Source organism: Actinoplanes sp. NPDC051537 (assembly GCF_055586105.1).
In genome coordinates this window covers 134483-156189 of sequence record NZ_JBVJIU010000009.1, presented here as the reverse complement: position 1 = coordinate 156189, position 21707 = coordinate 134483, and the positions used below count along the sequence as shown (strand labels likewise).

Genomic DNA, 21707 nt, shown 5'->3' with positions numbered 1-21707 from the left:
GTAATGGCCCGTACGGACGGGAACGCCACCGGGTCGGTCGACGCCGAAAACTGTTGCGGCGCAAGGGATTTGACGTGCTGCTGGGGCCAATGGTGCGGGGGAGCCGGATGGGCGCCGGCCGGAGCCGCGATCGCGACATCAGCGCCCGTGGCGTCCGCCTTGGCGAATATCGGAGTTAAGGCCGAAATGTGATTATCGAGAATAGTATGCCGATATGGAACGTGAGCCGTCGTCGCGTTGCCGGCTGTCGGCGGGCTCCGAGGTTTCTGCCCGGCGGTTGGTGACGCGCTGGGCGGCCGTTGCCCTGTTGGCGAGCGCGATGCTCCTGGTCGACCCGGCGGGCTGGCGGGCGGCGGTGGCGGCGCAGTCGGTCTGCCCGTCCGCGGTGGCGCTCACCAACGGCGACTTCGAGCAGCCGGTGATCTCCACGGGGGCCGTGTCGATCATGTCGCAGACGAAGGTGCCGGGCTGGCTGACCTCGGCGACCGACAAGATGATCGAGTTATGGCGCAGCTACGGCGGTGTGCCGGAGACCTCCGGTGCTCAGCACGCCGAGCTCAACGCCAACATGGTGTCCACGCTGTATCAGGATCTGACGACGGTGCCGGGGCAGTCCTTGCGCTGGCAGCTGAGCCACCGCGGTCGTACCGGCACCGACACGATGGCGGTGCTGATCGGGCCGCCGTCCGGGGTCCTGGTGCAGCAGGGCGCGAACATCGCCGACGGCAAGACGGCGTGGGGCACCTACTCCGGGCTGTACACGGTGCCGGCCGGCCAGACCACCACCCGGTTCGCGTTCAAGTCGGTGGGCTCGGCGAGCACCGATCCGAGCATCGGCAACTTCCTGGATGCCATCTCGTTCGGATCGGCGGCCTGCCTGACCACCTCGGAGACGGTGAGCGACGCGGCCGGGACCGCCACCGCGAACATCGGTGACACCCTCACCTACACGGTCACCACCCGGAACGACGGCGGCAACCCGGCCCGGCTGGCGGAGATCACCGACACGTTGCCGGCCGGCACGACGTTCGTACCGGGCTCGCTGCGGTCGATCAACGGCTCCACCACGACCAGACCGACGGACGCCGCGGGCGACGACACCGGCGATTACGACGCCGCCACGCGCACCGTGAAGGTGCGGGTGGGCACCGGCGCCGCCGGCGCGACCGGCGGGACCCTCGGGCCCGGCGAGTCGCGTTCGGTCAGCTATCAGGTGACCGTGGACCCGGCGGTCGCCGGCGTCTCGCTCGACGACGACGCCGCCGCCGGCTACACCGACACCCTCACCGGCAACGGCGTCACCTCCATCTCGAACACCGCCGGCATCGCCGTCAACCCGGCCGCCGACCTGGCGGTGACCGCCGCGCTGGCCGGCTCGGCCGTGGTCGCCGGCCAGAACGCGAGCTACACGATCACGGCCGGCAACGCCGGACCGAGCACGGCAACCGCCGTCCAGCTGACCGCCGCCGTGCCGCCCGGGCTCACCGGAGTCACGGCGACGTCGCCCGGCGGCACCTGCACCGTCACCGGCGTCACGGCCGAGTGCGACTACCCGAGCCTGGCCGCGGCCGCCAGCCGCACGATGACGCTCACCGGCGCCGTGCCCTCGGCCTCGACGCCCGGCGCGACGTACACCGTGGCCGCGGCGGTCACCAGCGCCACCTACGAGCCGAACCAGTCCGACAACGCCGACGCCGTCAGCAAGGCCGTCACCACCAGCGCCGACCTCGGCGTCACGATGACCTACGCGCCGGCGGTGCCGGTGGCCGGCGCCACGATCACCTACACGGCGACGATCACGAACCAGGGGCCGTCGACGGCGCGCGGCATCGTGCTGTCCGACCCCATCCCGAGCGGTTCGACCAACGTGAGCGCGTCGACGCCGGGTGGCAGTTGCGCCGGCACGTCGACCGGCACGATCGAGTGCGCAATGGCCGGCCTCGCCGCCGCGGCCTCGACGACGGTGACCGTCACGATGACGCTGTCACCGATGCTCAACGGCGCCGTGAACAACGCCGTCTCGGTCACTTCCGCGACACCGGATCCGGACATCGGCAACAACAACTATTCGGTGCAGTCGGCCGGCACGTCGGTGGCCGACGTCGGCGTCGCCCTGGCCATCGACCGCAACTCGGCGTACGCGGGGGAGACCGCCCACTACACCCTGACCGTCACCAATCACGGGCCGTCGGTGGCCGCGAAGGTCTCGTTCAACACCGTCGTGCCGCCCGGCATCCGGATCGTGCGGCCGGACAGCCCGTACTGCACGCCCACCGCGTGCACCCTGCCGGGCATGGTCCGCGACCAGGTCGTCACCATCTCGGGCGACGCGGTCCTCACCGACGACGCGGCCGCCGGCCTCGGGCGGGCCAGCACCACGGTCATCTCACCCACCACCGACGACAACGCCGCCAACGACACCGACACCGTCACCTTCACCGTTCTGCTCAACAGCGACCTGGCGGTCACCCAGACGCTGGACAACCTGGACCACCCCGGGCAGCACGCCATTGCCGGCGAACGCGTCCGGAACGTGGTCACCGTGACCGACAACGGCCCGACCCGCGCCGAAGGCGTGCTGCTCCAGCAGGCGATCGCCGCCGGTCAGCCGGTGCCCACCGCGTCCACCGCGACCGGCTCGTGCGCCTTCCAGGGCAGCGTCGATGCCGCCGGCATCACCCCCGACGGCGGCCGGTTCGTCTGTTCCCGGCAACTGATGTACCGCGGCAGCGCCTGGCCGATCACCTTCGACGCCCTGCTTCCGCCGGGCTACAGCGGCGCCGCCTTCACCCGCACCGCGACGGTCTCGGCCACCACACCCGACCCCATCGGCGGCAACGACGCCGACACCAGCGCGATCACCGTGGACCACAGTGCCGACGTCGTGCTGAGCCAGAGCACCTCGACGCCGAACGTCGTGGCCAGCGACCCGGTGCAGTTCCAGGTGACGGCCGGCAACACCGGGCCGTCCGAGGCCACGAACGTCGTCATCCAGATCCAGCCGCAGGCCGGCCTGTCGATCGCCGCGGGCACCGCCGGCGCCGGGACCTACGACCCGGCCGCGGGCACCTGGCGTATTCCGGTCATGCCGGTCGGCGCGCAGCTGACGCTGGCTCTGTCCGGCACCGCGCTGGCGGCCGGGACACCGAGCAACGTCGCCCGGCTGCTGTCCGCCGACAGCGTCGACCCGGACGCGACGGACAACAGCGCGAGCAGCGGCGTCGCCATCGTGCCCGCCGCATCGTCGCTGCGGATCACCGGCACGGCGGCGGTGACGCCCGCCGGGCATCAGGGCGGCGCCGCCGTGGGTGACGCCATCACGTACCGGTACGTCGTGACGAACGACGGCAACGTGCCGATGAGCCAGCTGACGGTGAGCGACGCGCTCACCGGCGCCACCGGCTGCCCGTCGGGCTCCCTGGGCGTCGGCGCGACGATGACCTGCACCAGCGGCGCGTACGTCGTCACCCAGTCCGACTTCGACGCCCAGCAGCTGATCTACAACGCCGCGAGCGTCACCGCCCGGCCCCAGGGCAGCAGTACCACGTCGACCTTCGGGCCGGCCGCGGTCACGGTCGCCGTGGCCGCCGGCGTGCCGTCGCTGAGCGCCGCGGTGACGGCCGCCGTGAACCCGGTCTCGCACGCCGGCGCCGCCCGGGTCGGCGACACCATCGGCTACAGCTATCTGGTCACCAACGACGGCAACATCGCCCTCGACCACGTGGCCGTGACCGACACCCGCGGAGGCGCCGCCGTCTGCCCCGGAACGACGCTGGCCGTACGAGCATCGATGACCTGTACGGGTGGCGCCCCGTACCCGGTGTCCCAGGCCGACGTCGACGCGGGCGGACCGGTCGTCGATGCCGCCACCCTCACCGGCCGGACCGCCGGATCGCCCGCCACCCGATCGTTCGGGCCGTTCTCGGCCACCGTCCCGGTGGTCGCGGCCGCACCGTCGCTGACCGCGACCGTCGCCGCCACCGTGTCGCCGCCCAGCCGCCAGGGCGCCGCGGCCCGCGACGACACGATCGGCTACGCGTACACGGTGACCAACAACGGCAACGTCACGATGTCGGGCATCACCGTGAGCGATGCGCTGACCGGCACGGCCGCCTGCCCCGCGCCGTCGCTCGCCGTCGGCGCCTCGATGACCTGCACCGGCAACGCCGTCTACCGGGTCTCCGCGTCCGACATCGATGCCGGGACGGCCGTCGCGGACAGTGCCACCGTCACCGGCCGGCGGCCGGGCGTGACCAGCGCCTCGAGCTTCGGCCCGTTCTCGGCGGCCGTGCCGGTCGCGGTCGCCGCGCCGGCGCTCGTGGTCACGGTCAACCCGGCCGTCAACCCCGCTTCCCACCAGGGCGCCGCCCGCGCCGGGGACACGATCGGCTACACCTTCACCGTCACCAACAGCGGCAACGTGACCATGTCCGCGGTCGCCGTCACCGACACCCTGATCGGCGCGGCCACCTGCCCGGCCACCCCGCTGGCCGCCGGCGCCTCGATGACCTGCGCCGGCGCCGCGGCCTACCCGGTCACCCAGGCGAGCATCGACGCCGGCGTGGTGATCGCCGACAGCGCCACCGTCACCGGCCGTGCCCCCGGCGCATCCAGCACGTCATATGGCCCGTTCACCGCCGCCGTTCCGGTCGTGGCGGCCACCGGTTCGCTGTCGGTGACGGTCGCCGCCGCCGTCAACCCCGCCTCCCATCAGAGCGCCGGGCGGGCCGGCGACACGATCGCCTACAGCTACCGGGTCGTCAACGACGGCAACGTGACCATGTCCGGCATCGTGGTGAGCGACAGCCTCGCCGGCGCCGCCGTCTGCCCGGCGACGTCCCTCGCCGTCGCGGCCGCCATGACCTGCACGGGGGGCGCCGCGTACACCATCGCCCAGGCCCGGATCGATGCCGGCACGCCGATCACCGACAGCGTCACCGCCGCCGGCGCCACCCCCGGCGGCATCGCCGGCAGCTTCGGCCCGTTCACATCGACCGTGACCGTCACCCCGGCCGTGCCGTCGCTGAGCATGGCCGTCACCGGCACGGTCGCGCCCGCCGGGCACCAGAATCGGGCCGCGGCCGGCGACACCGTCGGGTATCAGTACCGGGTCACCAATACCGGCAACGTCACGATGACCTCGATCGGCGTGACCGACAGCCGGGTCGGCGCCGCCACCTGCCCGGCCACCTCGCTGGCGGTGGGCGCCTCGATGACCTGCGGCAGCAACGCCTCGTACCTGGTCGTGCAGCCGGACATCGACGCGGGTACCCCGATCACCGACGCCGCCTCGGTGTCCGCCCGCGCGCCCGGAGCCGCGGCCTCCAGCACGTACGCGACCGGCTCGACCACGGTCGGCCTGGCGGTCGCCACCGCCTCGCTGACCGTCGTGGTCACCCCCGCCGTCAACCCCTCGTCGCGCCAGGTCGCCGCCGCGGCCGGCGACACCATCGCGTACTCCTACCTGGTCACCAACAACGGCAACGTCACCATGACCTCGGTCAGCGTCACCGACGTCCGCACCGGCCCGGGCAGCTGCCCCGGCGCGGTCCTGGCCGCGGGAGCGTCGATGACCTGCACCGGCGGCACCACGTATTCCGTCACCCAGGCCGACATCGACGCCGGCGGACCGGTTACCGACGCGGCCACGGCGTACGGGCAGAGTCCCACCGCTCTCGCCCCGGCGCCGTACGGCCCGGCGTCCGCCGACGTCACCCTCGCACCGGCCAACCCGCTGCTCGGCCTCGGCGTGGCCGCCACCGCCAACGGCACCGGCCGCGGCGACACCATCGCCTACCGGTACACGGTGCAGAACCTCGGCAACGTCACCATGGACCACGTCGCGGTCACCGGGACGACGGCCGGCGCGGCGACGTGCACGCTCACCACCCTGACCGTCGGCCAGTCGACCGCGTGCACCGGCACCCCTTACTCCATCACCCAGAACGACATCGACATCGGCGCTCCGATCACCGACACGGCAACCGCCTACGGCCGCCGCGCCGGCACCGGCGCCGACCTTCCGTTCGGGCCGCAGTCGGCCGTCACCGCGGTGGCCACCGCGGTCCCGTCGATGACGATCGCGAGCACCGCGACGGTGTCGCCGCCCGGGCACCAGAACGGAGCCCTCGCGGGGGACACGATCACCTACGGCTACGCCGTCACCAACACCGGGAACGTCACCGTCGACCACGTCGCGGTGCTCGACCCGGTGGCCGGCGCCGCAACCTGTCCCGCCGCGACCCTCGTGATCGGCGCCACCATGCAATGCGCCGGCGGCCACCCCTACACCGTCACCCAGGCCGATGTCGACGCCGGCGGCCCGATCGTCGCCGACGCCCACGTGCACGCCCAGCGAACAGGGAACGCGGCGCCCCTCTCGTACGGCCCGGCCACCTCGAGCGTCGTCGTCGTCACGGCCGCCCCCTCCCTGACCGCGACCGTGACCACGGCGGTCGGCCCGCCCGGACACGCGGGCCGGGCCGAGGCCGGCGACACCGTCACGTTCAGCTTCCTGGTGCGGAACAACGGCAATCGGACCATCACCGCGATCGCCGTCACCGACACCGTCTCCGGGTCGGCGACCTGCCCGGCCACCACCCTCGCCCCGTCCGCCTCGATGACCTGCACCAGCATCCCGTACACCATCACCCAGGCCGATGTGGACAGCGGCAGCACCGTCGACGGAACGGCAGCCGTCACCGGCCGGCTTCCGGGCGCCATCGGCAGCAACACGCTCGGCTCGTACCCGGTCAGCGTGGCGATCACCCCCGCCGCGCCCGCACTCACCATCGCCGCCGCGGCGTCCGTCACGCCGGCCGGCCATCACAACCTGCTCGCCCTGGGCGACACCGTCGCCTTCCGCTACACCCTGACCAACACCGGAAACGTCACGATGACCGGCATCACGGTCGACGACACCATCGCCGGGCCGGCCACCTGTGCGGCCGGCACCCTCACCGCCGGCGGCACGACCACCTGCACCGCCGCCCACTCGTACCAGCTGACCCAGGCCGATGTGGACGCCGGGCAGCCGATCGTCGACAGCGCCATCGTCTCGGCCACGACACCCCGCTCGGCCGCCACGCTCGTCTTCGGGCCCGCGACCGCGACCGAAGCGGTGGCGGTCGCCACCGACTCGCTGAGCCTCGCCGCCGCCGCCACCGTCTCGCCCGCCGGCCACCAGAGCGGCGCCCACGCCGGCGACACCATCGCCTACCGGTACACCGTCACCAACAACGGCGACACCACCATCTCCGGAATCACCGTGACCGAGGCCGCCAACGCCCGGACCGCGGCCTGCCCCGCCACCGCCCTGGCCGTGGGCGCCGCCATGACCTGCTCCGGCCGGCCCGACAAGGTCACCCAGCAGCACATCGACGCCGGGCAACCGATCGGCAACACCGCGCAGGTGACCGGCCGCAAACCCGGCGCCACCACCGACGCCGGCTATGGCACCGCGACGACCACCGTCCCCGTCGCGGCGGCAAGGGGAGTGCTCACCATCAGCACGACCGCCGCTGCCGAAACCGTCCGGGTAGCGGCCGCGGCACTCGGTGAGCCCGCCCCGGCGGCCGGCACCACGCTGCGCTACACCTACCTGATCACCAACGCCGGCAACGTCACCATGAACGACATCACCGTCGATGACGCCCTGGTCGGCCCCGCCACCTGCCCGCGCGCGAACCTTGCCGTCGGCGAGGTCATGACCTGCAAGGCCACCCAGCTCTACCTGGTGACCCAGGCCGACATCGACGCCGGCCGCACCATCGTCAACTCCGCCACCGCCACCGGCCGCGAACCCGGCGCGCCGAGCCGCTACCTGTCCGCGCCCGCCTCCGTCGACACCCCGGTCACCCCCGCCGCGCCGGCGCTGACCGCCGCGCAGACCGCGGACTGGACCGACATCGATCACGACGGCCGGCTGAGCACCGCCGACACCCTCGCCGCCACCATCGTGGTCACCAACACCGGCAACGTCACCGTCCGGAACGTGCGCATCACCGGGCTGCCCGCCGCCGTCACCTGCCCCGACACCCCCGTGGCGCCCCGCGGGACGATCACCTGCACGTCCACCGCCTTCCACCCCAGCGCCGAGGACGTCGCCACCGGCCACCACACCTACGTGGCCAAGGTGGCGGGATCCACCACCGCGGACAACGCGCCACCGGTCGAGACCGAAGCGCCGCACACCATCGACGCGCACCCCACCCCGAAGCCGTCCCCGCGCCCGACGAAGCCCGGCAGCCCGTCGGCGCCGACGGCCGCACCGAGCACACCGGCGGGCGGCGTCTCGCCCCCGGCGCCGCCCGGCACGCCGCTGTCGAAGACCGGCGGCGACTACGCCCCGCTGCTGCTCCTCGGCGCGCTGCTGGTCGCGGCCGGCACCACGGCGCTCGCCCTGGCCAGGCTCGGTCGCGTGGACCGCACGCCGCGACCACGGAGGCGCGGGCCCTGAGCCTCGGCCCGGGCACTCCTGGGTGGCGCTCGCGGCGGGATGGTGCTCCGGCACGGGGCCGGAGCACCATCGCTCATCGGCGGGTCTTGGGCAGGTCGAACTGGTCGGCGGAGCGGCAGTCCTTCTGGTTGCCGATCGCGGCGGGGCCCAGGTCGGCGAGGGCCTGGCGGGCTTGCTGCCGGCCGAGGTTCCACGCGTACCAGGGGTCGGGCTTCTTGAGATCCTCCGCGATCCAGCTGAGGGTGCACCGGCGTACCGGATCGGGCAGTTTCGTCAGAGCCGGCGTCGCGTCGGCGGAGAGGGCCCGCAGGTACCAGGCGTCGATCTTGCCGGAGCCGGCGTAGCGGGCGGCGTTGCGGCTGGCCACGTAGCCCTCGGGGTCGAGGACGGCGAGACCGAGCAGCATCACCACGGCGAGACCGACGGTGGTCGCGGGGATCCACTTGCCCTGCCACTTGATGCCGGCGACCGCGATCAGCACGAAGATCACGCCGAGCAGCATCTCGGACGACATGACGAAGATCCGCTCGCCGGTGAAGCTGTAGACCCGCTGGTACTCCCACATGCGGGACAGCGCGGACGCCACGATCACGACGCTCAGAGCACACAGCAGACCGAGGAGTACGCGTAGCAGCACCCGTTCCACCGGCCGGTCCCGCTTCGCCCAGCGGGCCAGCGCCGCGATCAGCGCCAGCGACAGCAGGGTGACCGCGACCAGCTGCCAGAAGCCGCTTCGTGCGTATTGCGAGTAGCTGAGCCCGGCCGTCTCCAGCACGTGCCGTCGTCCGCCGAACAGCACGGTGAACTGCACCGCCACGAAGCCGCAGAAGAGCAGCACCAGCGCGGCGCAGGCCGGCGCCCATTCGAGCAGGCCGAGCCGGCCCTTGCCCTCGGTGTCCAGGCTGGAGGTCACCGGCGGTGCGGTCAGCGTGTAGACCCCGGAGACCGCGAGCAGGCCGCCGGCCACGGCCAGGAAGATCCACTGGAAGATCGAGCCGACCGCGAAGTCGGGAATGGCATCGTCGAGCAGCTCGGAGAACGCGCCGTCGGCCGACGACAGCAGCGCGCCGAAGACGAGCAGCACCACGACGGTGAGGGCGACCGAGAAGAAGGCCCGCCGGGCGATTCCCGGGTTGCGGCCGGTCTTCAGGTGACTGCGGACCCACGGGATGCCGGCGAAAGCCGCGTACGGCGCCGCCACCAGGCTGAACAGGATCGACCGGACCTGCCGGCCGCCGACGATCGCCAGCGCGGTGCAGCCGATCGCGCCCAGCACGCTGAACGTCACCAGCCACCACGCGTTGCGGAACGCCAGGATGAGCAGCAGGGCGAGCGCGGCCGCGGCCCAGCCGGAACGGACCAGCCGCTCCCGGCGGGGCAGGTCGGTGGACCTGTGGACGCCGAACGCCACGCCCAGGGTCAGCGCCAGCCAGCCGAGGAACCAGCCGATTCCCACCCGGTCCAGCGGCAGGAAGATCAGGAAGCCGAGGGCGCCGGCGAGCACACCGGCCGGTACGGCCCAGCCCGGCGTCTTCTTCGGCCCGGGCCAGCGCTTCTTGCGGAACGTCTGCCAGGGGGTCGGCGGGCGCTCGTACGTGCCGAACGGGCGCATCGGGTACGGAGGCGCCTGCGGTTGCGGGGGCGCCGGCCGCTGCGGAGGCTGCGCCTGAGGAGCGAGCGCTTGGGGGTTCGGCCGCGGGCCTGCTCCGGGGGCCGGGGTCGCGCTCTCGGCCGGCTTCGAAGCGACCACGGCCGGTGTCGTGGCCGCCGGCGCGGTGACCACGGGTGCGGCGGCCGGCGTGGCTGCGGGTTTCTCCGGTCGAGCGGCCGGCGCGGTGACGGCCGGCACCGGCGCCGGGGCGGGCACCATCGGCACGAAGAGGGCGTACCCCCGCGTACCAGAGGGGATCTGGATCGGAATCGCCCATGCCGTTTCGCCCTCGGTCCCCGGCCAGACCATCGACGGGATCGCGTCGGTCGGCGGCATGACCAGCAATTGTGGCGCCGGCACAGTGACGGCGGGAACGTCTTTGCCGGTCTCCGCGGGGACGGGTCGTGCCGCCTCCGGGGGTTCCGACTGCTCTGGTGGCAGATCGGCCACTGTGCCCTCCTAGGTTGCTCGGTGCGCACACCGTAAACCGTGCGTACGGCATTTTCTACGCCGGGACGGGTCCGTACCGCCGCGACGTTATACCGGATTGGCACGGATGCGGGAGGCCGAGCACGGAGAGGGGCGCCCACCTCACGGTGAGCGCCCCTCCCGGAACAGGCATTCAGGACTTACTGGTACGTGATGTCGCTCTTGTTCACCTTGCAGTTGCTGGTGTTCCAGCCCTCGCCGAGGTAGCTCGGCTCGCTGCCCTTGGCGACGCCCTTGTACATGCCGCAGACCACCGCGCCGGAGTTGACCGTGACGCGGGTGATGGTGGCGGTGTCGCCCCAGTTCGTGTTGATGCCGACGACGTAGTCGACGCCGCGCAGCAGCACGTTGTTGACCACGACATTGCGCTGGTACGAGTTGGTGCAGTTGCCGCACGCGCGGTACAGCTTGCCGGCCCCGTTGAGGTAGAAGCCCGAGATGTTGACGGTGCCGTTGCCGTTGTGCTGGAACGTCTTGTCGCTGCCGGACTTCGCGCCGCCGCCGATGACGTAGCTGGTGCCGCCGTTGGTCTGCAGGAAGGTCGCGGCGTCCTCGCCGATGTCGTTCCACCAGACGTTCCGGATCGTGCAGGTGCCCAGGCAGTGCACGCCGTCGCCGGCGGGGGAGCCGAGGATGACGTTCTGCAGGGTGCCGCCGTTGGCGATCTCGAACATCGGGTCCTGGGACTCGCTCTGCGAGCCGTCACCGATGCAGCAGTAGGTCTTCATGCCGCCGTCGAAAGTCCCGGAGACGGAGACCGTGCCGGAGATCGACACTGAGCCGGCCGAGGACGGCCACGACCCGGTCGGCGTGCCGGGGTTGCTGGTCGGACCGGTGGTGGGGCCGGTCGTGGGGCTCGTGGTGGGGGTCGAGCCGCCGCTGGAGTAGGTCTCGAACTCGGCGATCCGCGGCGCGCTGGAGGCGCTGGTGATGTCGAAGGTGATCTTCTTCAGCGACGTCGAGGAGAAGTTGATGGTGCTCGGGCTGCCGCTACCACTGGCGAGGACGGCGCCGGTGTCGTAGTTGAGCAGCCGCCAGGCGCTGATCGAGCCGCCGCCGGAGGCCTGCCGGATCACGGCGGAGGACACCGTCACGGCGCTGCTCCACTTGACCGAGACGTAGCCGGTCGAGCCGGCCGGCGACCAGTAGGTGCTGGTGCTGCCGTCCTTGACGTTGCCGTAGCTGGTGCCGCTGGCCTTGCTGGAGCCGTCGGCGCCGCCGTTGAGGCTCAGGTTGTCGGCGGCCGAAGCGTAGGACGTGGGCAGCATCAGCGTGATTGCGGCGGCTGCTGCGGCGGTGGCTCCGCAGGCGACCCATCGGAGCGCGATTGGTCTCTTCATCAGTTCTCTCACCTCGTTGTCGAGAGCGCGTCGTGTGGATGGACTGGCCACAGGTAAGCGCTTTCCTGAAGGATAGAGACCAGTCGATGTCAGGACAAGGAGGTGTCCGAGTTGCCCGTTGTTAGCGATGTCGGCGGTCGCCGGCCGCCAGCCGATCGGTCAGCAGGCCGGTCATGGCGCGTACGCCGTGGCCGATCGCTCGCTCGTCGGCGGCGAAGTCGGGGGCATGCGGCGCGCCGTTGATCCCGGTCTCGGTGTCGGCGACGCCGAGATAGAACTGCGCGCCCGGCGCCTCGTCCAGGAACAGCGCGAAATCCTCGCAGTTGAAGGGCCAGGACGCCCGGGCCCAGACGACGGACTCCGGCCCCAGCGCCGCACTCAGATAGTGGCCGGCCGCCGTGCTGAGCTCCGCCGAGTTCACCAGAGCGGGAAAGGGATCGCCGGGGAGCTCGACATGGCCGCCGGCGTCCGCCGCGAGCTGCTTGATCCGCGCGCGCAGCCCGGGAAGCCGTTCGTGCGGCCAGACCCGCAGCAGGACGTTGGCGGCCGGGTGCGCGTCCGGCGTGCGGTCGGTCCACTGGGCGACGGACACGGACTCCTGGATCGTCGCGGCGATCTCCGGCGCCAGCAACGCCTGGAAGCGCGCGTGGTAGTCGTCGATGCTCCGGGGGAATTCGACCGTGCCGAGGCGCGCCACCTCGGCCGCGACGGCGGCGACCGCCGCGTCGCCGGCGCCCGGCAGCACGATCCGGATGTGGTCGAGCCCGGGCAGGCCGTACCCGGGGGAGACGGCGATGGTCCCGGCCGGGAACGGAGCACAGTGCAGCGCGTAGAACTCGCGCGGCGCGAGGCGTTGCACCAGGCCCGTTCCGAGCATCGCCCGTGCGCCCCGCAGCGGCTCCTCGGCCGGCTGGAAGACGAACACCAACCGGCCCCGTACCCGCTCGGAGTCCTGAGCCAGCACCCGCGCGACGCCGACGCCGATCGCGGTGTGCAGGTCGTGCCCGCACAGGTGCGCGACGCCGGGGACGCGGGAGGCGAAGCCCCCGTCGAAGACCCGGCCGGACCGCGGGATCGGCAGCACGTTCGTCCGCGCGTCGACGGCGTCCATGTCCGCCCGGTACGCCACCGTCGGACCGTCCGCCGAACCGTCGAGCACCGCGAGGACGCCGTGACCGCCGACGCCGGTCGTCACCTCGAGCCCGGCCGCCCGCAACTGCTCCGCGACCAGCCCGGCCGTCTCCCGCTCCGCGCCGGCCAGCTCCGGGTGACGGTGGATCTCCCGGCGGAGCTCGATCAGTTCCTCGTCAAGATTCACCGGGGAATCTTGCGCACAACCGCCGATTCTCCGCACCACCAATTCGAAGGCGGGCGTCGGGACCGCCGCCGGTGTTACTGGTGGCGGCCGGTCTGAGCACTATCCGAAGGACTCGCGTCGCCCGTCGCGCTGACCGCCGTGCCACGCCGGTGGCTCGCTACGGTGTGCGCCATGCGACATTTCGCCGCCCTCCTCATCGCGATGCTGGTTGCCCCGCTGTCCTGGCTGCTGATCGCCTTCGGTCAGGACCGCGCGGACCCGGCCACCGCCGGGGCGGCCGGCATCGATGGCGTCGAACGTACGCTGGCGTGCCTGCTCGGCGCCGGGCTTCTGGTCGGCCTGGTCGCGACGGTCCGGCTGTCGCTGCTCGGCGTGGCGGTCCTCGGCGCCGTGTTCGCGGCCGCCCACGTCTCGGCGCTGGTCTTCCCGGCAGCGACTCTGGGACTGTTCCCGCCCGGTGTCTCGGTGGCGGGTCGCGCCGTCGATCCCACCACACCCCTGCGTTCGGGAACCGCTTTGCTCGCTGCCGTGGCCTTGTCGGCCGGGACGGCCGGTCCCGGGCGACGCCGCTCCCTCGGCACGCGGGCGGAAGAACCGGCGCCGGCCGCGCCGGACGTCTCGCGCCACCGCATCGTCAGGTCGGGGCACCCGGCCAACCAGCGATCGAGATCATTCGGACCGGCCGCCAACGAAAGCCGCGACCGCTGGAGACAGAGCCCGCAGCTCACCTGGCTCAACCGGTGACGTTGCCGGGAGTGGGATTTGGCGACGGATGACGAGCTCGCCGACGCGCTGGCCGATGCGCGGGCCGGTGCCGAGGCCGGGTTCGCGGTGCTCTGGCGGGCGCTCCAGCCGCCGGTGTTGCGGTATCTGCGGGTGGTGGCCGGCGATGCGGCGGAGGACGCCGCGTCGGAGACCTGGCTGCAGGTGGCCCGGGATCTGGACCGGTTCACCGGCGACGTGGCCGCGTTCCGTGGCTGGCTGTTCCGCATCGCCCGGCATCGGGGCATCGATGAGCTGCGCCGATCCGGTCGGCGCCGGGAGGATCTGGTCGGCCGGGTCAGCGCGGGGCCGGCCGACCCCGACACGGCCGTCGAGGTGATCGAGGGAGCCGAGACGGCGTGGGCGCTGGGCCGGATCGCGGCTCTGCCGATCGATCAGGCGGAGGCGGTGCTGTTGCGGGTGGTGGCCGGCCTCGACGTCGCCGGAACGGCCCGGGTGCTGGGCAAACGCCGCGGCGCGGTGCGGATCGCGACCATGCGCGGACTACGCCGCCTGGCCGCCGATCCGCAGGTCCGGGGACGGGTGACGAGGCCTCCGGACGAAACCGCCGGGGAGGTGTAACAGGATGCGAAGACGGAGCGCTTTCCTGCATGCGATGTGTACGCGGCGAGTTGAACCGAGCGATGTGGCCGGCCCCCGAAGCCCCGGCCTGGATCACCTGCTCGACGCCCTCCGGGCCCCGGCGACGCCGGAGGAACTGAGCGGCGAGCAGGCGATGGTCGCTGCGCTCGCCACGGAGCATCGCCGCGCCGCGCTGACCGCCGAACCGAAGAGGAGAGATCATGTCCGGTTGCCGATGTTCGCCAGGGAGGTCGTCGTGACCGTCGTGGGGAGCCTCGCCCTCCTGGTCGGCGGCGGCACCGCTGTGGCGGCAGCGACCGGAACCCTCCCCGACGGTGTTCAGCAGCGTGCGCACCACCTGTTCTCGGCGCTGGGCATCCCGGCGCCGGGAACAGGTGCCCCTTCGTCCATTCCGAATCCGGCGCCACACGCCACCAGCGCCCCGGCAACCGCTCACGGCAGCCAGGCGCCCGAGGTGCATGCGGCCTGGTGCGCGGCGTGGACGGCGGCCGCGGCCGGCGGCAGACCGATGAACGGCCGGGACAGCCGCGACCTGATCGCCGCCGCCGGCGGACAGGACAGGGTCGCGGCGTATTGCGCCGCCGTGCTCGCGTCGGTGTCTCCGTCCGCCGATGCCACATCCACCAAGCCGGGCCTCGGAGCATCGCATCGCGCGACACCGGCACACCCGACACCGGCACATCCGACACCGGCCCATTCGACACCGTCCCATCCGACACCGTCCCATCCGACACCGTCCGGACGGAACAAGTGATCGCTGATCCGGTCTTCGTCGACCGGTCCGGCCGGCGCCGGCGGCTGATCGTGGCCGGCGGCGCGGCCGGGACGCTGGTGCTGATGCTGGCCGCGCTCACGCTCGCGGCCGGCTTCACCGGAGCCGGGCCGGCCGCGGTGCCCGGCTGGCCCGGGGCAGCTCCGGACGGCCCGAGGCCGCCGGCCGCTCGCACCAGCGCGACTCGCCGTCCGCCGGCAGCGCGGGATGCCGCCACCACCACCCCGGCCCTGCCCACGGTCGCGGCCACGTCACCCGCGCCGCCGGCGACCGTCACCCCGTCCGCCACCACGAGCGCCGCCGGGTCGGCACACGGCAAGGGTCGCGGCCATTCCCCGAGCGCGCGTCCCTCCCGGACGAAGTGACCGTGGGTAAACGTGTCCGGCGGCGGGAGCCGCGCGCGCACTGGGTGCTGCTCATGCTCGCGATGCTGGTCCTTCTCGCGGAGCTCGGCCTCGACGGCTACGTCACGCACGCCGGCGCGGAGTCCGGCGACCCGCCCGAGCCGTCGGCCGGCGCGGCGCCGGCGGTACCGGGCGGCGCCGCCGTCCGGCGCCTCGAACCCGGCGGCCGGGTCACCAGCCGGGCGGTCCCGGACCGGACCATCGCGCTCACCTTCGACGACGGCCCGGACCCGACCTGGACGCCGCGGATCCTCACGGTCCTCGCCAAGTACCACGCCCACGCGACGTTCTTCGAGGTCGGTTCGCGAGTCAACCAGTACCCGGGCCTCGCCCGGCAGGTCCTCGCGAGCGGCAATGAGATCGGCTCGCACACCTTCACCCACGTGGCCGCGGCCGGTACCCCGACCTGGCGGATGGACCTCGAGCTCACCCTCACCAGCAACGCGATCGCCGCCGCCACCGGTCGGCAACCGGTCCTGCTGCGACTGCCCTACTCCTCCACCACCGACGCCTTCACGGGCGCCGAGTACACCGCCTGGCGTGACGCCGCGCCCGGCTACCTGCTCGTGCTGACCGACCACGACACCGGCGACTGGCGGCGGCCCGGCGCCGGCGTGATCGCCCGGTCCGTACGCCCCGGGGTCGTCATGTTGCACGACAGCGGCGGCGACCGGTCCCAGACGGTGGCCGCGCTCGAGCAGGCCATTCCCCGGCTGCAGGCACAGGGATACCGCTTCGTGACGGTCTCGGAGGCGCTGCGGCTGCCCGCCGCGCCGCCGGCGCCGACCGGCCGGCGCCGGCGGGGGCAGGCACTGCGGGTGGCCCAGCTCGGCGCGACCGGACTGGCGCGCGGCCTGCTCGTCATGATGGCCGTCGCGGTCGTCCTGGGTCTGCTGCGGCTGGCCGTGCAGTTGGCCACGGCCGGCGCGCATGTCCGCCGCGTCCGCCGCCGGCGGCGCCGTCCGCCGCGCTATGTCGGCCCGGTCAGCGTCATCGTGCCGGCCTGCAACGAGGCCGCCAACATCGTCGCGACGGTCCGGTCGCTGGCCGGGAACGACTACCCGGCGATCGAGGTCATCGTGGTGGACGACGGCTCCACCGACGACACCGCCGGCATCGTGGAACGCCTCGGCCTGCCCGGCGTGCACGTCGTGCGTCAGCCGAACGCCGGCAAGCCGGCCGCGCTGAACACCGGCATCCGGCACGCCCGCGGCGACATTTTCGTCCTGGTGGATGGCGACACCGTGTTCGAGCCCGACGCCGTGGGCCGGCTCGTGCAGCCGTTGGCCGACCCGCGCGCCGGCGCCGTCTCGGGCAACACCAAGGTCGCCAACCGCGCCGGACTGCTGGGCCGCTGGCAGCACCTCGAGTACGTCCTCGGCTTCAACCTGGACCGCCGGATGTTCGAGATCGCCCGCTGCATGCCGACCGTGCCCGGCGCGATCGGCGCGTTCCGCCGCGCCGCCGTCCACGACGTCGGCGGCGTCCCGGCGGACACGCTCGCCGAGGACACCGACCTCACCATGGCCGTCCTGCGCGCCGGGTGGCTGGTCGTCTACGAGCCCCGGGCGGTCGCCTGGACGGAGGCGCCCGCCACGGTCCGCCAGCTCTGGCGGCAGCGCTACCGCTGGTGCTACGGGACGATGCAGGCGATGTGGAAGCACCGGCGCACGGTGCGGGAGCGCGGCGCGGCCGGCCGGCTCGGCCGCCGCGGGCTCGGTTACCTGTTGCTGTTCCAGGTGCTGCTGCCGCTGACCGCGCCGATGATCGACGTGTACGGGCTGTACAGCGTCCTGTTCCTTCCGCTGGGGAAGGTCGCCGCGGTCTGGGCCGGCTTCATGACGGTCCAGGTCCTGACGGCCGCGGTCGCCCTGCGCCTGGACGGGGAACGGCTCGGGCCGCTCTGGAGCCTGCCGCTGCAGCAGGTCGTCTACCGCCAGCTGATGTACCTGGTGGTGATCCAGTCCACCGTCATGGCGTTGCTCGGCGGCCGCCTGCGCTGGCACCGCATGATTCGCGTCGGCGCGGCCGCCGTCAACGCCGGCCGATAGGGGTTCGGCCGCCGTCTTGCCCGGGACCTGGTGAAAACGGTCAAGTACCGGCCGCCGCGGCCTGGCAGGCTCGAGCACGTGAGCACGACGGACACCTTCGCAAGCTTCGTCTCCTGCCTGGCGGGAGCCCTCGACGAGCATGGACTGCAGAGCCCGGATCTCGCGGCGAAACTGCACCTGTCCCGGTCGCATTTCGACCGGCTGGTGGCGGGGGCCGCCGGCGAGACGCCGGCCCGCTTCCGTCGCCGGGTGCTGCTCGAGCGGGCCGCGTTCCGGCTGCTCGACCCGCGCGCCCGGGTTATCGACGTGGCGGTCGAGGCCGGCTACGGCTCGCACGAAGCGTTCACCCGTGCGTTCGCCCACGCCTACGGCGCCGCCCCCCGGGTGTGGCGGCGTGAACCGACGACGGTGCTGCTGGACGCGCCGAACGGTGTGCACTTCCACCCGCCGGCCGACCTGCGGCTGCCCTCCCTACGAAAGGTGACATCGATGGATCTGGTGATTCGGATGGTCGAGCATCACGTGTGGCTGGTCGGCGAGATGGTCGATCGGGCCGCCCGGCTCGACGACGCGGTGCTGGACCGGCCGCTCGCGACGGCGAACACCGACGTCGACGACGACCCGACGCTGCGGTCACTGCTGTCGCGGCTGGTCGGGCAGATGGACATGTGGAACCGGGCCATCGCCCAGCAGGACTACGACTGGGCGGTCGAGAACGGGGAAACCGTGTCCGGCATGCGCCGCCGCCTCGACGAAGCCGGGCCGGCGTTCCTCGAGCAGGTGCGTCGCACGGCCGCGGACGGGCGGCTCGACGACACGTTCGTCAGCCTGCAGGACACGCCGGCGAAGGTTTACACGTACGGCGGCCTGATCGCTCATGTTCTGACCTTCGCGGCCTATCGCCGAACGCTCGTCGTGGGCGCGCTGGCGACGGCCGGAATCGATGATCTCCACTTCGGCGACCCCCGGGACTGGGTCGCCGAAGGCACCCACGCCGACTGAGGAGCTGCTATGCGTCTGCCCTACGAAGAGCCGCTGACCGTGCTGACGCCGGCCGAGCCGGTCCTGCCCGAGCCGCCCCGGCGCGGGGAACCCGGCGGGCCCCCCTGCATGATCTGCACCGACCGGAGCCGGCCGGCGATCTGGTCGGACGCGAACTGGACGCTGCACCCGCCGGCCGGAAGCAGCCTGCCGGGCACCGTCTGGCTGGCCAGCCGGGTGCACGCGGACTCGTTCGCCGACCTGCCCGACAACGTGGCCGTCACCTTCGGACCGATCGCGGCCCGGGTGGAACGCGCGATGCTCGGGTGGGGGAAGTTCGCGCGGATCCACCTCTACCGGTGGGGTGACGGCGGGGCACACTTCCACGTCTGGTTCCTGCCGCGCCCGCTCGGGATGCTCGACGCCGAGGGCATGATGCTCCCCCTCTGGGAGGACGTCCTGCCCAACCGGCCCGACGAGGAGCTGGTCGCCGCGGCGACGGCCATCGGCGCCGCGATGGGCGACCGTGACTAGTCAGGCGCTGGCCCGCCGGCTCGGCACCGGGGATGCCGTGCTGATCGGGCTCGGCGCGATGCTCGGGGCGGGGGTGTTCGCCGCCTTCGCCCCGGCCACGGCGGCCACCGGTCGCGGTCTGCTGATCGCGCTCGCCGCGGCGGCCGTGGTGGCCTACTGCAACGCCGTGTCCTCGGCCCAGCTCGCCGCGCAGTACCCGACGTCGGGCGGCACCTACGTCTACGGCCGGGAACAGCTCGGCCCGTGGTGGGGGTTCGCCGCCGGCTGGAGTTTCGTGATCGGCAAGACGGCATCCTGCGCGGCGATGGCGCTGACCTTCGCGGCGTACGCGATGCCCGGCTCCCGCTGGGCCGGCCGGCTCGCCGCCGTCGTGGCCGTCCTCGCCCTGGCCGGCGTGAACCTGCGCGGCATCACCAAGACGGCCGCGCTGAACCGCGTTCTCGTCGCCGTGACCGTGCTCGCGCTCGGCCTGATCGTGACCGCTATCGCCGTGGCCGGGCACCCCCGGTTCGGGTCGTTGGCGGCTGACGGGCTGCACCCCGGCAGCGCACACGGGCTCCTGCAGGGCGCGAGCCTGCTGTTCTTCGCGTTCGCGGGCTACGCGCGGATCGCCACCCTCGGTGAGGAGGTGCGCGACCCGGCCCGGGCGATCCCCCGGGCGATCACGGTGGCGCTGACGATCGTGATCATGCTCTATGTGGCGGTGGCCGTGGTCCTGTTGACGACCGTCGGCCCGGCCTTCGTCGCGGGATCGGTTGCTCCGCTGGCCGACGCCGCGACGGCGGTCGGGGCCGGCTGGGCGGGACCGGTGGTGCGGGTGGCCGCCGCGGTGGCCAGCCTGGGTGCGCTGCTCGCGCTCATTACCGGCATCGGTCGTACGTCGTTGGCGATGGCCCGCAACGGCGACCTGCCCCGGACGCTGGCGCAGGTGTCGCCGGAGCGGAAGGTGCCGCAACACGCGGAGATCGCCGTCGCCTCCGCGGTCATCTGCCTGGTCCTGCTGTTCGACGTCCGGCACGTGATCGCGCTGTCGTCCTTCGGCGTGCTGCTCTACTACGCCGTGGCGAACGCGTCCGCGTGGCGTCAGTCCCCGGAGTTCCGCCGGTGGCCGCGGGCGATCAACGTGTGTGGTCTGCTCGGGTGCCTGGCCCTGGTCGCCTCGCTGCCCGCGACCACGGTGATCAGCGGCGTCGTGGTCCTCGCCATCGGCCTGCTGGGGCGGCTGGTGCGCACGCGACAGCAGGCCTGACCCACCCGGCGCGCGCGGGCATCGGTCAACCTTTCCGGCGGCGCGGTCGTCCTTGCCGGCGAAGCCTCCGGCGACGTGCGCTTCACCCGCCGCGGGGTGAAGCGCACGTCAACGCCGGTCCGGTCAGCAGACCTTGCGGAACTGCGCGCTCTGCACGTTGGCCTTGACCTGGCCCGATCCGGCCGTGCCGCTGTTGGACGCGTACGCGAACAGCTTGATGTGCACCTCGGTCGGCGCGTCCAGGACCAGGAACGTGGAGATCGCCAGCGTCGGGTCCTGGGTCAGGGTGGTGCTGTCCGACTTGGGGATCATCACGCCACCGGCGGTGACGTTGTTGGTGAAGTCCGAGTTGATCGTCGCGCCCTTGACCACGGTCATCGTGCCGGTCAGGAACACGCCGGCCGGCAGCCAGGTGTCGTTGCTGTTGAAGCCCGTGAAGCCACCGATGACGCGAGCGTCGTAGGTGCCCGCCGGCAGGTTCACACTGCCGAAGTCGGTGGCGCCGGCGCGGATGCTGCCGCCGACCTGGGCCAGCGTCTTGACGCTGGGGTCGATCGTCGAGATCGTCGCGGTGCACACCGGCGGCGGCGGGGTGGTGGCCGGCGTGGTGTACGACTGCAACTGCAGGGTGAACCGCGTCCGCGCCGAGCTGTAGACGGCGAGCCGTCCCCGGCTGTCCAGCAGGACGTTCGCCGTGCCGGTCGCGGTCTGACCCCGCCGGTAGCTGACGGTCGCGGCGCCGGTCGGCCGCTTGCCGGAGATGTAGACGGTCAGGCTGCCCGTGGACGCCGGGTTGACGCTGGTGACCTTGACGACCGCGCCGGTGGCGTTCGACGGCACCGCCGTGCCCGAGAAGGTCCGGCCGGCGACCTGGATCGTCGTGGCGTCACCGCTGCCCAGCGACGTGCCGGGAGGGGCGACGATGTACGGGTTCGAGGGCGTGGGCGTGGTGTCCGCGTTCGCGATGCCGACCGCGGCGACACCGCCACCGGCGACGACCGCCACAACGGTCGCGGCCAGGGCGTAACGCCGCGCCCGGGCCCGCTTGACCACGCTTGATGTGCTCTCGTTCATGGGGGATGTTCCTCTTCCAAT

General features: G+C 72.8%; 13 protein-coding genes. 9 read left to right on the top strand and 4 right to left on the bottom strand.

The window, feature by feature from the left end; all coding sequences use genetic code 11:
• Positions 1–214: 214 nt before the first annotated feature.
• Positions 215–8458, top strand: coding sequence for a DUF7507 domain-containing protein (locus ACZ6TB_RS23175; RefSeq protein WP_465556801.1), 8244 nt, complete (start codon positions 215–217; stop codon positions 8456–8458).
• Positions 8459–8531: 73 nt separating this feature from the next.
• On the opposite strand, the gene ACZ6TB_RS23170 is transcribed toward ACZ6TB_RS23175, so the two are convergent.
• The 3 genes from ACZ6TB_RS23170 to ACZ6TB_RS23160 form a co-directional block, all read right to left on the bottom strand.
• Complete coding sequence (locus tag ACZ6TB_RS23170; RefSeq protein ID WP_465556799.1) at positions 8532–10445, bottom strand: DUF4153 domain-containing protein; 1914 nt, start codon at positions 10443–10445, stop codon at positions 8532–8534.
• Between the two features lie 293 nt (positions 10446–10738).
• Positions 10739–11938, bottom strand: coding sequence for a pectate lyase (locus ACZ6TB_RS23165; RefSeq protein WP_465556797.1), 1200 nt, complete (start codon positions 11936–11938; stop codon positions 10739–10741).
• Positions 11939–12059: 121 nt separating this feature from the next.
• Positions 12060–13256, bottom strand: a complete 1197-nt coding sequence (locus ACZ6TB_RS23160; RefSeq protein WP_465556795.1) for a M20 metallopeptidase family protein — start codon at positions 13254–13256, stop codon at positions 12060–12062.
• A gap of 171 nt (positions 13257–13427) precedes the next feature.
• Here ACZ6TB_RS23160 and ACZ6TB_RS23155 point away from each other — a divergent pair, with 171 nt between their 5' ends.
• The 8 genes from ACZ6TB_RS23155 to ACZ6TB_RS23120 all read left to right on the top strand — a co-directional run bounded on the left by ACZ6TB_RS23155 (position 13428) and on the right by ACZ6TB_RS23120 (position 20612).
• Positions 13428–14000: a hypothetical protein gene (locus ACZ6TB_RS23155; protein ID WP_465556794.1), complete on the top strand. Its 573-nt coding sequence runs from the start codon at positions 13428–13430 to the stop codon at positions 13998–14000.
• 18 nt (positions 14001–14018) lie between these two features.
• Positions 14019–14600, top strand: a complete 582-nt coding sequence (locus tag ACZ6TB_RS23150; protein WP_465556792.1) for an RNA polymerase sigma factor — start codon at positions 14019–14021, stop codon at positions 14598–14600.
• Positions 14601–14604: 4 nt separating this feature from the next.
• The gene (locus ACZ6TB_RS23145) at positions 14605–15375 is read left to right on the top strand and encodes a hypothetical protein (RefSeq protein ID WP_465556790.1); all 771 of its coding nucleotides are present in this window, start codon (positions 14605–14607) and stop codon (positions 15373–15375) included.
• Positions 15372–15758 carry a hypothetical protein gene (locus tag ACZ6TB_RS23140; protein ID WP_465556788.1) on the top strand — a complete coding sequence of 129 codons (387 nt, stop codon included), beginning with the start codon at positions 15372–15374 and terminating at the stop codon, positions 15756–15758. The genes ACZ6TB_RS23145 and ACZ6TB_RS23140 overlap by 4 nt, the downstream gene beginning before the upstream one ends.
• A gap of 2 nt (positions 15759–15760) precedes the next feature.
• A complete protein-coding gene (locus tag ACZ6TB_RS23135; protein ID WP_465556787.1) occupies positions 15761–17848 on the top strand; it encodes a bifunctional polysaccharide deacetylase/glycosyltransferase family 2 protein in 2088 nt (695 codons plus the stop codon).
• 78 nt (positions 17849–17926) lie between these two features.
• Positions 17927–18850: a helix-turn-helix domain-containing protein gene (locus ACZ6TB_RS23130; protein WP_465556785.1), complete on the top strand. Its 924-nt coding sequence runs from the start codon at positions 17927–17929 to the stop codon at positions 18848–18850.
• Positions 18851–18859: 9 nt separating this feature from the next.
• Positions 18860–19363, top strand: a complete 504-nt coding sequence (locus ACZ6TB_RS23125; RefSeq protein WP_465556784.1) for a hypothetical protein — start codon at positions 18860–18862, stop codon at positions 19361–19363.
• The gene (locus ACZ6TB_RS23120) at positions 19356–20612 is read left to right on the top strand and encodes an APC family permease (protein ID WP_465556782.1); all 1257 of its coding nucleotides are present in this window, start codon (positions 19356–19358) and stop codon (positions 20610–20612) included. The genes ACZ6TB_RS23125 and ACZ6TB_RS23120 overlap by 8 nt, the downstream gene beginning before the upstream one ends.
• A gap of 123 nt (positions 20613–20735) precedes the next feature.
• Here the strand turns inward: ACZ6TB_RS23120 and ACZ6TB_RS23115 are convergent, their stop codons facing one another.
• Complete coding sequence (locus ACZ6TB_RS23115) at positions 20736–21686, bottom strand: hypothetical protein (RefSeq protein WP_465556780.1); 951 nt, start codon at positions 21684–21686, stop codon at positions 20736–20738.
• Between the last annotated feature and the right edge of the window lie 21 nt (positions 21687–21707).

Bases quoted from the DNA above. Each gene is read 5' to 3' on its own strand.
- ACZ6TB_RS23175 (WP_465556801.1), top strand. From the start codon at position 215: ATGGAACGTGAGCCGTCGTCGCGTTGCCGGCTGTCGGCGGGCTCCGAG.
- ACZ6TB_RS23170 (WP_465556799.1), bottom strand. From the start codon at position 10,445: ATGCCGCCGACCGACGCGATCCCGTCGATGGTCTGGCCGGGGACCGAG.
- ACZ6TB_RS23165 (WP_465556797.1), bottom strand. From the start codon at position 11,938: ATGAAGAGACCAATCGCGCTCCGATGGGTCGCCTGCGGAGCCACCGCC.
- ACZ6TB_RS23155 (WP_465556794.1), top strand. From the start codon at position 13,428: ATGCGACATTTCGCCGCCCTCCTCATCGCGATGCTGGTTGCCCCGCTG.
- ACZ6TB_RS23145 (WP_465556790.1), top strand. From the start codon at position 14,605: ATGCGAAGACGGAGCGCTTTCCTGCATGCGATGTGTACGCGGCGAGTT.
- ACZ6TB_RS23125 (WP_465556784.1), top strand. From the start codon at position 18,860: ATGCGTCTGCCCTACGAAGAGCCGCTGACCGTGCTGACGCCGGCCGAG.
- ACZ6TB_RS23115 (WP_465556780.1), bottom strand. From the start codon at position 21,686: ATGAACGAGAGCACATCAAGCGTGGTCAAGCGGGCCCGGGCGCGGCGT.